The 12,333-nt window shown below is 71.2% G+C and carries 10 protein-coding genes; 4 read left to right on the plus strand and 6 right to left on the minus strand.

Translation table 11 applies throughout. The features are described from left to right. Window positions 1–12: 12 nt before the first annotated feature. Together GT755_RS07450 and GT755_RS07455 are read right to left on the minus strand one after the other, a co-directional pair. A complete protein-coding gene (locus GT755_RS07450) occupies window positions 13–1,542 on the minus strand; it encodes a choice-of-anchor I family protein (protein ID WP_161478971.1) in 1,530 nt (509 codons plus the stop codon). A 70-nt stretch (window positions 1,543–1,612) separates the two neighbouring features. Next, window positions 1,613–2,767 carry an SGNH/GDSL hydrolase family protein gene (locus tag GT755_RS07455; RefSeq protein WP_161478972.1) on the minus strand — a complete coding sequence of 385 codons (1,155 nt, stop codon included), beginning with the start codon at window positions 2,765–2,767 and terminating at the stop codon, window positions 1,613–1,615. Between the two features lie 157 nt (window positions 2,768–2,924). Between GT755_RS07455 and GT755_RS07460 the strand changes: the two genes are divergently transcribed. Together GT755_RS07460 and GT755_RS07465 are read left to right on the plus strand one after the other, a co-directional pair. After that, a complete protein-coding gene (locus GT755_RS07460) occupies window positions 2,925–5,516 on the plus strand; it encodes an ATP-binding protein (RefSeq protein WP_161478973.1) in 2,592 nt (863 codons plus the stop codon). A 66-nt stretch (window positions 5,517–5,582) separates the two neighbouring features. Next, window positions 5,583–6,398: a tyrosine-protein phosphatase gene (locus GT755_RS07465; RefSeq protein ID WP_161478974.1), complete on the plus strand. Its 816-nt coding sequence runs from the start codon at window positions 5,583–5,585 to the stop codon at window positions 6,396–6,398. 48 nt (window positions 6,399–6,446) lie between these two features. Here GT755_RS07465 and GT755_RS07470 read toward each other — a convergent pair whose 3' ends face one another. Continuing rightward, window positions 6,447–7,457: a Gfo/Idh/MocA family oxidoreductase gene (locus tag GT755_RS07470; protein ID WP_161478975.1), complete on the minus strand. Its 1,011-nt coding sequence runs from the start codon at window positions 7,455–7,457 to the stop codon at window positions 6,447–6,449. Then, entirely contained in the window at window positions 7,450–8,349 is a 900-nt protein-coding gene (locus tag GT755_RS07475; protein ID WP_161478976.1) for a proteasome assembly chaperone family protein, read from the minus strand. The genes GT755_RS07470 and GT755_RS07475 overlap by 8 nt, the downstream gene beginning before the upstream one ends. A gap of 102 nt (window positions 8,350–8,451) precedes the next feature. Between GT755_RS07475 and GT755_RS07480 the strand changes: the two genes are divergently transcribed. After that, window positions 8,452–8,838: an ankyrin repeat domain-containing protein gene (locus tag GT755_RS07480; protein ID WP_161478977.1), complete on the plus strand. Its 387-nt coding sequence runs from the start codon at window positions 8,452–8,454 to the stop codon at window positions 8,836–8,838. Here GT755_RS07480 and GT755_RS07485 read toward each other — a convergent pair. Then, window positions 8,835–10,934, minus strand: a complete 2,100-nt coding sequence (locus tag GT755_RS07485; RefSeq protein WP_161478978.1) for an ATP-binding protein — start codon at window positions 10,932–10,934, stop codon at window positions 8,835–8,837. The genes GT755_RS07480 and GT755_RS07485 overlap by 4 nt on opposite strands. Window positions 10,935–11,062: 128 nt before the next feature. Here GT755_RS07485 and GT755_RS38455 point away from each other — a divergent pair, with 128 nt between their 5' ends. Beyond that, window positions 11,063–11,227, plus strand: coding sequence for a hypothetical protein (locus tag GT755_RS38455; RefSeq protein ID WP_169806296.1), 165 nt, complete (start codon window positions 11,063–11,065; stop codon window positions 11,225–11,227). Here GT755_RS38455 and GT755_RS07490 read toward each other — a convergent pair whose 3' ends face one another. Beyond that, window positions 11,228–12,331, minus strand: a complete 1,104-nt coding sequence (locus GT755_RS07490; protein WP_161478979.1) for a terpene synthase family protein — start codon at window positions 12,329–12,331, stop codon at window positions 11,228–11,230. Window positions 12,332–12,333 lie beyond the last annotated feature (2 nt).

Raw genomic sequence — 12,333 nt, forward strand, 5'->3', positions numbered from 1 at the left:
AACGGTAGACCGTCAGCGGATCTCGTAGATCGCCGTCGTACCGGAAATCTCGTGACCCACCACGAGTAGCGGCCTATGGGTCGGGCTGTCGGAGGCGGGCACGAACAGCACGCCCTCGGGGCCGGAGTCGCCGCCGGTGCCGGCCTCCACGTCACCGGCGAAGTTCCGGCTGTTCACGTAGTCGGCGATCTCGGGGTGGCGGGGGTCGGTCACGTCGAAGGCGACGACGCCGCCGACGCGCTCCAGGCCGGCGAAGGCGTAGGTGCGGCCCCGGACGTCGCCGACGGCCACGCCCTCGGGCTCGGGGCCCTTGTTGTCGCTGCGGGAGTCGAAGGTCTTGTTCTCCTGGTCGGCGTTGAACTCGGCCGGGAGCTCCTTGGCGACGAGCCGCTCGATCTGGTCGCCCGAGTCCCACACGAGGCGGCCCTCGGCGTCGCGGACGGAGACGGAGCGGGCGCCGATGGCGTGCAGTTCGGTGGTGACGCCCTCGGCGTTCTTCGGCGAGGTCGAGGTGACGGTCAGGCGGCCGAGCTCGGCGTCGGCCTTGAGGGCGTCGGGGAGGGTCGTCTTGAGGTCCTTGACGCGGACCTCCTCGGCGAAGCACTCCCAGTCGCGGGCGTCGCCCTCGTTGGCGGTCACGAGGTAGGTGCGGCCGTGTGACTCGTAGGAGGCCAGCGCGTCGGGCTGGTACATGCCCTTGACCGGACGCGGCACGATGTTGATCCTGCCGTCCTTGTCGGAGGCGTCCAGGCCGCCGCCGGGGCGGTTGTGGTCCTTCAGGCCCAGCGGCACGACGTCCTCGACCCGGCCGGAGCGCAGGTCGACGATGGCGAGGGCGTTGTTCTCCTGGAGCGAGACCCAGGCGGTGCGCCCGTGCCTGTCGGTGGTGATGTACTCGGGCTCGAAGTCCTGGGCGGCGTTGGCCCTGGGGCCGTAGATTCGGATGCCCTGGGCGCGGAGCCGGTCCTCCTTGCCGATGTACGCCGTGAAGCCGGCCGTCTTCACCGACCCGCGGCGGACGTCCACGATGCTGATCGAGCCCTCGGGGTCGACGTCGCCGTCGCAGTAGCCGGACGGCTCGCCCTCGTTGGCGACGAGCACCTTCGAGCCGTCGGGGGTGAACGTCAGCATGTCGGGCAGCGCGCCGACGGTCACCGACCGGAGCTTCTTCAGGGTGGCGGCCGAGAAGAGGCCGACCGTCCCCGGCTTGGTCTTGTCGTCGGCCTGCTGGGCGACGGCGACGAGGCCGTTCTTGACGGCGACGCTGTTGGCGCCGGGGGTCTGCAGGGTGCCGGCCTTCTTGGGGGCCCTCGGGTCGCGGATGTCGAGCACGTCCACGGTGCCGTCCTGGGCGTTGACGACGAAGACCCGGCGGGTCTTCGCGTCGTACGCGGTGATCTCCGACGCGCCGGCGTCGAAGGCGCCGGTGGTGTACCGGCCGAGGAACTGCAGCGTGATGCCCTTGTGGGGGGTCGCCGCCGCGGGGGTGGCGGCGAGCAGCCCCGCGACGAGCGCGCCGGTGAGGAGGGTCCTGTTGTGCATGCGCGAAAGCGTGGCGAAACCCGGTGACGCGGCGCTGAATGCGCGGTGGCCCGATGGTGAACCGGATGTCTCAGACGATCTGGGACAACCGGATCGAATAGGCCAGTTTCCGTCGGCCCGCGTCGCTCAGGTGGATGTGGTCCCCCGAATCGTAGGAGGCGCGCAGCTGGTCCGGGTACGCCGGGTCGCGCAGCGCCGCGTCGAAGTCCACCACGGCGTCGAACGCCCCGCTGGTGCGGATCCACCGGTTCACCTGCTGCCGCACCGCCTCCCGCTCCTCGGTCCACGCGGGGTAGCCGTAGAAGGGGGTCAGCGTGGCGCCGACGACGCGCACCTTCTGCCGGTGGGCCAGCCGGATCAGGCTCTTGTACGCGTTGATCAGCGGCGCCGCCGAGGTGTAGTCGCCCTTGCAGATGTCGTTGATGCCGGAGAACACCACGACCGTCTTCACCCCCGGCTGGCCGAGGGCGTCGCGGTGGAACCGCTGCACCACACTCGCGCCGGTCACCGGCTGGAGCAGCCGGTTGCCCGAGATGCCCACGTTCAGCACCGAGGCCCGGCCCCCGAGCCGCTTGCTGAGGAAGTCGGTCCAGCGGCGGTTGGAGTCGGTGGGCTGCCCCGCGCCGTCGGTGAGCGAGTCGCCGATGGCCACGATCGCGGGCACCTTCGCGGGCGCGGTGACGGCCACGCGGTCCAGGAAGTACCACTGCGTGCTGGTGTAGCTGAACTTCCACGCGTCGTCCTTGGCGGCGTGGTCGCCCGGGTCGGACAGGAAGGTGGTCGCGTAGGCCCTCTCGTGGCCCGTCACGCGCGTGTGCGTGCCCGGCACGAACACGCTGACGACCAGGTCGCTCCCGGCCGCGTAGCGCTTGGGCAGCGGGTCGCTCCACACCGCCTTGCCGGCCGGGATGCGGACGTAGTTCCGGCGGCCGAAGAGCACCGGCTGGTTGGTGCCGGTCTCGATCTCCGCGCCGTAGGCCTGGAGGCCGGCGTGGATCGACCGCAGGACGACCGGGGCCGAACCGTACAGGTTCGAGAGCCGGATGCGCAGGCCCGAGCCGCCCGCGGAGAGCCGGACGATCATGCGCACGGTCTGCCCGCCGATCGCCGTCGGCAGCCGGTCGGTCGCGGCCGACCAGGTGCCCACCAGGTGGGTCTTCGGCGCGGCCTCGGCCTGCGCGGGGGTGACTAATCCCGCGACCAGCACCGATATCAGAACGATCACCCGGACGACCGGCCGCGACATCCCTCTCCCCTGAACGTTCGATCTCTGAGACGCCATACATTACGGCCATTTGGCCCAGGAGACGGTTGGTTGCGGATGAATGGTGACAGGCGTGCTTGAATCCTGACTAGATCACTTTCGTGAGGGGACCCCCAGGATGTCGGAAGCTCCCCGCGACGACGACGACCGCCTGCCGTCGAAGCGCCGTTCGTCCGTCGCCGCCCCCGCCGCCGTCGGCATCGTGGCCGCCGTCGCCAGCGCCATGGCGGCCGTCACCAACATCTGGGACCTCCCGGTCGCGGCCGGGCTCGGCATCACCGGGGTGGCCGCCGCGCTCGCCGGGGTGCTCGCCTGGGCCACCGCCGACCCGTCCGGCCGCCGCGAGCGCGGGGCCAAAGCGGGCGGCACGCCCGTCCCGGCCGAGCTGCCGCCGGTCATCGCCCACTTCACCGGCCGCGCCGACATCCTGGCCGAGCTGCGCGAGCTGTTCGCGCGACGCGACGGCGACTCCCCGATCGTGGCGTCCCTCTACGGCCAGGGCGGCGTCGGCAAGTCGGCGCTGGCCTCCCGGTTCGCCCACGAGATGATCGGCCGCTACCCCGACGGCCAGCTCTACTTCGACCTGCGCGGCGCCGACGGCGCGGTGCGGCCGGAGGAGGTGCTGATGGCCTTCCTGCGGGCGCTGGGCGCCCGCCTCACCACCGACGTCGGCAGCCTGCGGGAACTGCAGAAACTCTGGTGGACGTGGACCACCGGCCGGCGCCTGCTGATCTTCCTCGACAACGCCCAGGACGGCGACCAGATCAAGGACCTGATCCCGACCGAGCCGCGCTGCGCCGTCATCGTCACCTCGCGCAAGTCGCTGATGCTGCGCAACACCTACGACGCCCAGCTGCAGGCGTTCACCGAGGCCCAGGGCGTCGAGCTGCTGGCCCGCCTGGCGGGATCGGAGCGGGTGGCGGCCGACCTCGACGCCGCCCTCGGCATCGTCCGGGCCTGCGACCGGCTGCCCCTGGCCATCAGCATCTGCGGCGGCCGCCTGGCCACCCGGACCCACTGGTCCCTCTCCGACCTGCACGACCGCCTCGACGACGAACGCCGCCGCCTCGACCAGCTCGAAGTGGGCCGCGAGATCGACAAGAGCGTCCGGGCCTCGGTGCAGCTCTCCTACGACGAGTGCACCGGCACCCAGCGCCGCCTGTTACGCCTGCTGGCCCGTTTCCCCGCCCCCGACGTGCCCGGCTGGGTGGCCGGCGACCTGCTCGACGTCTCCGAGACCGACGGCGCCGACCAGATCGAGGCGCTCGTGGCCAGCCATCTCGCCGAGGTGACCGGCCGCGACCTGACCGGCCAGACCCGCTACCGCCTCCACGACCTGGTCCGCCTGTTCGCCCAGGAACAGCGCGCCGACCACGCCCCCGCCCGGCACGCCGCCATGGAACGGGTCCTGTACGGCTACCGCCGCCGCGCCGAGGCCGCCGCCGCCATCCGCTGGCCGCAGGACTGGAGCCCCCGCCCTGGTTCGCACCCCACCACCCACCCGGCTGAGGAGATCACCTGGCCCCGCATCGAGGCCTCCGGCTCGGCCATCCGCGTCCTGAAGAGCCCCGAGATCACCTCGGGCACCTGGTTCTCCGCCGAACGCCTGTCGCTGCTGTCGGCAGTGCAGACCGCCCAGGCGGAGGAGATGTGGGACCTGGCCTGGGGCATCGGCCGCGCCTTCTGCTCCCTGTGCCACTCGTTGCGGGCCTACTGGTCCGACTGGCAGGCCGTCGCCGACGTCATCTGCGAGGCCGCCGAACGGATGGACGACCCCCGCGCCCTCGGCATCGCCCTGCTCGAACGCGCGGCCGTCGCCGGGGGAGTGGGGCGCGGGGAGGAGGCGCTGAAGGACGCCCAGCGCGCCCTCGACCTGCTGACCGAGCAGAACGAGGCCTGGTGGGCGGCCCGCGCCATGCGCGCGGTCGGCATGACCCTGTTCACCAGCGGCCACCTCGACCGCGGCCAGGAGTACCTGATCGGCGCCATCACCGCCTTCAAGGCCGGGGGAGACGGCTGGTGGACCGCCCGCACCCAGCGCAACCTAGCCGAACTCCGGCTGGCCCAGCGCGGCTACACCGAGGCCCGGGAGTTGCTGGAGGAGGCGCTCGGCACCTTCCAGCGGGCCGGCAACCGCTACTCCGAGGCGCAGACCCAGCGGGCCCTGGGCGAGGTGCTGGGCGCCGAGGCCCGGATGCTGCTGACCCGGGGCGACGCCCACGCGGCCGAACGCAACTTCGTCCTGGCCGGGAACGCCCTCGGGTTCGCCATCCGCTCCTTCCGCGACCGGGGCGAGGAGTGGGAGCAGGCCCGCAGCCTGCGCGCCGCCGGGGAGATCGGCGACCCCTCGAACATGCTCACCGAGCACGCCAACGTGCGCGACGCCAAGGAGATGCTGGCCAAACTGGGCGACTCCTGGGGCGTGGCCCGGTCGGAGGTGAGCGAGGGACGGGTGCTGGAACGCCTGGGCCGGGTCGAGGAGGCGGTGGCGATGCTGCGCGGGGCCGTCCACGACTTCGAGGCCCTGGGCGACCGGTGGTGGCAGGCACGGTGCCTGCGCACCGAGGCGGAGGTGCTGATCAGGGCCGGCCGCCTGACCGAGGCCTACACGCCCGCCCGCCAGGCCCTGGACATCTACCTGCACCTGGGCAACGAGTCGGGCGCCCGCCGCGCCCAGGAGGCCCTCGACCAGGCCAGACCACCCCGCTGAGGGGGTACGGAAGGTTCATATAGGGGCCATGTGACTGACATTAGCTACCAGATAGGCTCATAAGTGATGAATGAGAATGGGCGTTGGATAGTTCTCGAAGGCGCGGTCAACGTCCGGGACCTGGGGGGCCTGCCGACCGTTGACGGCGGCGTCACCCGTTCCGGCCAGGTGCTGCGCGGCGACAACCTGCAGAGCCTCACCCCGGCCGACGTGAACCTGCTGGTGGCGGAGCTGAAGCTGCGCCACGTCATCGACCTGCGGTCGAACACCGAGGTCCGGCTGGAGGGCCCCGGCCCCCTCACCGGCGAAGCGGCCGTGGAGATCCACCACCACACGCTCTTCGCCGAGGGCGGCCTGTTCACCGACGCGGCCAGCGACGACCCCGACGAGGCCGAGATCGCGGAGCTCGACGAACGCGCCCTCCCCTGGGCCGACGCCGAGCGCCTCGACCCGGAACTGCGCGTCACCGGCCACTACTACGGCTACCTGCGCGACCGCCCCGACTCCGTGGTGGCCGCGCTCCGCGTGATGGCCCACGGCGACGGCGCCGCGCTGGTCCACTGCGCAGCCGGCAAGGACCGCACCGGCGTGCTCTGCGCCCTGGCCGAAGAGGTCGCCGGCGTGACCCGCGAGGCCATCGTGGCCGACTACGTGGCGACCGGCGAGCGCATCGCGGCGATCCTGGAGCGGCTCCGCTCGAGCGACACCTACCGCGTCGACCTCGACTCCAAGCCCGCAGACAGCCACGTCCCCCGCGCCGAGTACATCGAGCACTTCCTGGAGATCCTCGACACCCGCTACGGCGGCCCGATGGGCTGGCTCGCCGAACACGGCTGGACCGACGACGACACCGCCGCCCTCCGATCACGCCTGCGCGACTAAAAAGCTCCTCCTCCGTTACGGCTCCGCCTGGCCGGCCACCCGACCAGGTCAGGCGAGAGCGATCACTCTGCCCTCGTCGGCGGAGACCCGGGCGGCCCTGAGGACGGTCAGGGTCTCGGCCGCCGACTCCGGGGTCACGGGCGGCAGGGCCTCGCCCCACAGCGCCCGGACCACGCCCTCGTAGAAGGCGCGGTAGTTCCCCGGTTCAGTCGGCACCCGCTCGTCGCCCACGAAGCCGGGCTCGCCGTCGCCGAACCCCGGCTCGGCCGGGCTGCGGCCGGCCCTCAGGCGTTCCTCCTGCGGGTCCATGCCCCACTTGACGTACGCCGCCTCCGAGCCCAGCACGCGGAACCTGGGGCCCAGGTCGGCGGCGACCGCGCTCACCCACAGGTGGGATCGTGCGCCGTTGGCGTGGGTGAGGGCGATGAAGCTGTCGTCGTCGGCCCGCACGCCCTCGCGCCGGATGTCGGCCTCGGCGTAGACCGAGGTCACCGGGCCCAGCAGCTGAAGGGCCTGGTCGACCAGGTGGCTGCCCAGGTCGTAGAGGAGACCGGCGAGGTCTTCCGGGCCGCCCTGCTCGCGCCAGCCGCCCTTCGGGACTGGACGCCAGCGTTCGAAGCGCGACTCGAAACGCCGGATGTCGCCCAGGCGGGGGCGGAGCCGCTCGATCGTCAGGAAATCACCGTCCCAGCGCCGGTTCTGGAAGACCGTCAGCAGCAGGCCCCGCTCGCGGGCCAGCGCGGCCAGCTCCAGCGCCTCCTCGGCGGTGGCGGCCAGCGGCTTGTCGACCACGACCGGCAGGCCGGCGCGCAGCGCCTCCCCGGCGATCGGCACGTGGGTGCGGTTGGGCGAGGCGACCACGACGAGGTCGACCAGGGGATGGAGGTCGGCGGCGTGCCGGACCACGGCCACGCCGGGGCCGATGCGGGCCGCCTTCTCGGGGTCGCCCGTCACCACGGCGGCCAGCCGCAGGCCGGGGGTGGCGGCGATCAGGGGCGCGTGGAAGAACTCGCCGGCCGGGCCGTATCCGACCAGCCCGACCTTGATGTCGTCAGCCATCCCGGTCGTCGCGCTCCGCGAGGAAGGCCTCGAACTGGGCGGCCAGTTCGTCGCCGGTCGGCATGGGGGTCGACTCGGCCAGCAGGTTGTCCTTGCCGGCGGTGAAGGCGTCGTACTGCTGCTCCAGGCCCGCGATGGCGCCCGACAACTCGGCGCTGGCCTGGATCTGCTCCTCGATCTCGGCGGTGGTCTTGTCGGCGGCGTCGCGGAGGGCGTCCATCGGGAAGACCAGACCGGTGCCCCGCGTGATCGCCTCAAGGGCGGTCACGGCGGCCTGGGGATATTCCGCCTGGGCCAGGTAGTGGGGGACGTGGATCGAGTAGCCGAGGGCGTCGTGGCCCTTGGAGCCCAGGCGCAGTTCGAGCAGGGCCGCCACGCTGCCGGGGACCTGGACCTTGCCGAACGGGCTCACCTGGCCGTTGATCAGCTCGGGGCGGCTGCCGTGGGCGGTCAGGCCGATCGGGCGGGTGTGCGGGACGCCCATCGGGATGCCGTGGATCGTCACCATCTTGCTGATGTTCAGCCGGGTCGCCAGCATGCCGATGGCCTCGGTGAACAGCTCCCACTCGCGGTCGGGCTCGGGGCCGGTGAGCAGCAGGAACGGGGTGCCGGTCAGGTCGTGGGCCAGGTGGAGCGACAACTCCGGCATGTCGGCCTCGACCCAGCGGTCGGTGTCGAAGACCATGATCGGCCGCCGCGAGCGGTAGTCGATCAGGCGGTCGACGTCGAAGGTGGCCACGACCCGGTGGTCCAGCTCCGCCATCAGGTGCCCCAGAGCCAGCCGTCCGGCCCCGCCCGCGTCGACGAAGCCTTCGAAGTGGTAGAGCATCACCGGATCGGTCAGCTCGGGGACGTCACCGTCGAGCCGGTAGAGATCCGTCGGGTCGTACACGACTGGCAGCCTTTCTCACGGTCTGTCTCATCTACAGAACCTACGGCGAGGTGAATCGATTCCACGCCGTTTCGGGGACCCTACCGTTGGACAATAGGGCGCATGGAGCCGGATCAGGAACTCGTCGACTTCGCCACCCGGCTGTTCGGCTACGCCCGCGCCGGGCAGACCGCCGAACTGGTCGCCTACGTCGACGCCGGGGTGCCGGCCGACCTGCACAACGAGAACGGCGACACCCTGCTCATGCTGGCCGCCTACCACGGCCACGCCGACACGGTGCAGGCCCTGCTCGACCGCGGCGCCGACCCCGGCAGGCCCAACGACAAGGGCCAGTCGCCCATGGCCGGGGCCGTGTTCAAGAAGAACCACGACGTGGTCAGGGCCCTGTTCGAGGCGGGCGCCGACCCCCACGCGGGCCGGCCGTCGGCCGCCGACACCGCGCGGATGTTCGGCGACACGACCGCTCTGGAGATCTTCGGAGAGGCTTAGAGCGACTCGAGCTCGCCGAGGGCCACCGCGATGGTGTCCTCCAGCGACAGGGCCTGCCCGGCGGTGAACAGGCGGTCGAACTCCTCGACGCCCAGGGTCTCGCGGCACTCCTTGATGGTGCGCTTGAAGTCGTCGCTCAGGAAGGGCGAGCCGAGCTGGGCCAGCCCCGAGGCCCGCCAGTTGTGCTCCGAGGCGCCCAGCAGGTAGGCGGCGTGGGCGACCTCGCCCGACGAGGCGGCGTGGCGGGCCATCGTCTCCAGGCACAGCAGCACGCCGGGCACGTCGTGGAAGTGCCGCTTGATCCGCAGCGCCTCGCGGGCGCTGGTCTTGACCTGCTCGGGGCGGCCGGTCTCGATCTCGATCAGGGCCTGGATCCAGACCGCGTAGGAGCGGATCCACAACTCGCCCCGCTCGTTGCAGATCTTCAGGCAGTCTTGGACGAGGGTCTCGGCCTCCATGTAGTCGCCCTGGTAGGTGAGCACCAGCGCGAGCTCCGCCACCGCCGGGAGCAGGCCCGGGTTGAGCTCCCGGCCGCTCTTGTGGAACTCGATCGCCACGCCGAGCAGCGCGGTGGCCCGCTTGAAGTCGCCCTTCAGCATGGCGCTGGTGCCGAGCATCTTGGTCGCGAAGATCACCGCGCCCGAGTCGCCGACCTCCAGGGCCTCCGAGGAGCACTTCTCGGCCGCCTCGGTCGCGCCGTCGTGGTCGCCCTGCATGTTGCAGACGTACGCGAGCGTCCACAACGCCCGGCAGCGCTCCTTGCTGGCCTGCCGCGACATGCCCAGGGCACGTTCGAGGTAGTGGCGGCCCTCGCGCATGAAGCCGCAGGCCACCCACATGAACCAGAGCGACGACAGCAGTTCGAGGCCGATGCGGTGCTCGCCCGGCGCCGACAGGCAGAAGTCGACCGCCGTGCGGACGTTGTCGTGCTCCTGCCGCATGCGGACGAACCAGTGCACCTGGCGTGGGCCCGACCAGGCGTGCTCGCCGCGTTCGGCGAGCTGGAGGTAGTAGTCGCGGTGGCGGCGGCGCAGGTTGTCGGTCTCGCCGAGCTTGTCGAGCCACTCCTCGCCGTACTGGCGCAGGGTGTCGATCAGGCGGTAGCGCTGGCCCGACACGGTGTTGTAGCTGAGCAGCACCGACTTGTCGACCAGGCCGGTGATGACGTCCATGATGCGGTCGGGCGGCAGGGTGTCGCCGGCGCAGACGTAGCGCGCGGCGTCGAGCTCGAAGTCGCCCGCGAAGACCGACAACCGCGCCCACAGCAGGCGCTCGGCCGGTTCGCACAACTCGTGGCTCCAGCCGATCGCGGCCCGGAGCGTCTGGTGGCGCGGTAACGCGGTGCGGGAGGCGCCCGCCAGCAGCGAGAACCGGTCGGTCAGCAGCCCGAGGATCTGGTCGACCGACAGGGCCCGCAGCCGGACCGCCGCCAGCTCGATCGCCAGCGGGATGCCGTCGAGCCGCACGCACAACTCGGCGACCGACGTGACGTTGTTCTCCTCGACGGTGAAGTCGGGCACCACGGCGGTGGCGCGCTGCCGGAACAGCTCTACGGCGTCGTTGTTGTAGGGCGATTCGGCGGGGTCGTCACCGGGCACCGGCAGCGGCGGGATCGGGATGACCGACTCGCCGGCCGCGTTCAGCGACCGGCGGCTGGTGGCCAGCACCTTGAGGTTGGGGTTGCGGCTCTGCAGGTCTTCGATCAGCTCGGCGCACGCCTCGACCATGTGCTCGCACGTGTCGAGGATGAGCAGCACGGTCCGGTCGCCCAGCCAGTCGGCCAGGGAGTCGCCGCTGGTGCGGCTCGACTGGTCGGCCAGACCCAGTGCGGTGCGGACCGTGTGGTGGAGCATCGACGGGTCCTGGAGGCGGGCCAGGTCGACGTACCAGATGCCGTCGTCGAACTGCGGGCGCAGCTGATGGGCGACGCGCAGGGCGGTGCGGGTCTTCCCGACGCCGCCGATCCCGGTCACCGTGACCAGGCGCGACTGCTGGATGCGCTGTCTGATCTGGGTCAGTAGCCGCGACCGCCCGACGAAGCTGGTGAGCTCCGCGGGGAGATTGCCGTCTCTTCGCCAACCTGCTGGGGTCGCCATGCCGCCTCACGGGGGTGTCGCGTTCCGGCTTGCACCTGCTCCGGCATCGTACCTTTAGTAGCTTTTGGCCGTGGGGAGCGTGGTGGAGATACCTCATCCGGCTCCCGCCCTTCGCTAGGCTGGGAGCCATGTCTGAGCCGCAGCCCGATGAACTGCGCCCGGTCGACCTGTCCGACGACGGCCTGCCGGTGCTCCCCGACCAGACCATCGACGACACCGATCACGGATGGGGCGAGTGGCGGGAGTCCGACGACGACGCCCGTCTCCTCGAGGACCGTCCGCCCCACTGGTGATCACGCAAGCTGGTCCCACCACCACGTTATGGCGGGCAGCGGCAGCGGGTCGAGGCGGTCGTCGCTGGCCCGCTCCTTCCACGTACCCGGCATCGTGACGGGGTCGGCCGCGGCCGAGTCGGTCGGATTGCGCGGGTCCAGGTAGCGGCCGGTGCTCATCGCCCAGGCCAGATAGCCCCTGATCCACTCGCCCAGGCCGTAGACGTAACGGTCCAGTTCGGGTGAGGCGCCGGCGCGCACCTCGTCGCCGACCTTCAGGAACAGGGTCATCACCCGGTCGCGCATGCGCACCGCCTCGGCCGAGGCCTGCTCGACCGACAGGCCGCCCGAGGTCAGCACGCTGACCAGGTTCTGGATCTGCGGATAGCCGTAACGGTGCTGCCGGTACGACTCCTTGTTGAACGAGATCAGGTCGTTGTCCCACGCGATGATCGCGTTGGCCATCTCGGTGAGCGCCCGCACCCTCGCGTCGGCCATGTCGTCAGCGCTGACCTCGTAGCCGGCGCTGATGTCCACGAACATCACGCTGGCCCCGCACGCGCTGGCGTTGAGCCACATGGTCACGTAGTCGTCGACGGGCGGGATCCGCCCCTCCAGCCGGTTGGCCGTCTCCCAGATCAGCCCGAAGAGGTACTTGCGCTGCTCCTCGACCCAGCGGGCGAGCTGGACCGGGGTGGCGGTCTGCTCCATCCGTAAGCGGATGTCCCGCAGGCCCTCGGCCCACGGGTCGTCGGTGAGGATGCGCGCGGTGGGCGCCTCGACGATGCGGGTGAGTTTGCTGACGAACTGCACGAAGGCGTCGAGCGACATCTCATGGACACGTTCGTCGCAGTACATGTCGTCGAAGGTGAACAACCAGAAGACGTAGTCGGCCGCGAGGCGCAGCCCTTCTCCGCGTCCGTGCGGGAGCGCCAGCGCGGCGCAGTGCCCGATGCGCTGGGCGGCGAGGTACTGCCGTTGTTCGGGGGAGCGGAAGAGGCCGAAGTCGTCCATCCATTTCACCGTGGCACGGTCCACATCGTCGGCCTCGGGGGAGATGGCGTACGGGAAGGGACAGTAGAAGGAGGGGACATCCAACCGGGGCGACGAAACGACACTGGTCACGA

It is taken from the genome of Herbidospora solisilvae (genome assembly GCF_009901565.1).
Lineage (GTDB): Bacteria > Actinomycetota > Actinomycetes > Streptosporangiales > Streptosporangiaceae > Herbidospora > Herbidospora solisilvae.

What these genes read in the sequence shown, in the direction of transcription:
- GT755_RS07470 (WP_161478975.1), bottom strand. Translation starts at nt 7,457, where the DNA reads ATGGCTGACGACATCAAGGTCGGGCTGGTCGGATACGGCCCGGCCGGC.
- GT755_RS07460 (WP_161478973.1), top strand. Translation starts at nt 2,925, where the DNA reads ATGTCGGAAGCTCCCCGCGACGACGACGACCGCCTGCCGTCGAAGCGC.
- GT755_RS07465 (WP_161478974.1), top strand. Translation starts at nt 5,583, where the DNA reads ATGAATGAGAATGGGCGTTGGATAGTTCTCGAAGGCGCGGTCAACGTC.
- GT755_RS38455 (WP_169806296.1), top strand. Translation starts at nt 11,063, where the DNA reads ATGTCTGAGCCGCAGCCCGATGAACTGCGCCCGGTCGACCTGTCCGAC.
- GT755_RS07480 (WP_161478977.1), top strand. Translation starts at nt 8,452, where the DNA reads ATGGAGCCGGATCAGGAACTCGTCGACTTCGCCACCCGGCTGTTCGGC.
- GT755_RS07450 (WP_161478971.1), bottom strand. Translation starts at nt 1,542, where the DNA reads ATGCACAACAGGACCCTCCTCACCGGCGCGCTCGTCGCGGGGCTGCTC.
- GT755_RS07485 (WP_161478978.1), bottom strand. Translation starts at nt 10,934, where the DNA reads ATGGCGACCCCAGCAGGTTGGCGAAGAGACGGCAATCTCCCCGCGGAG.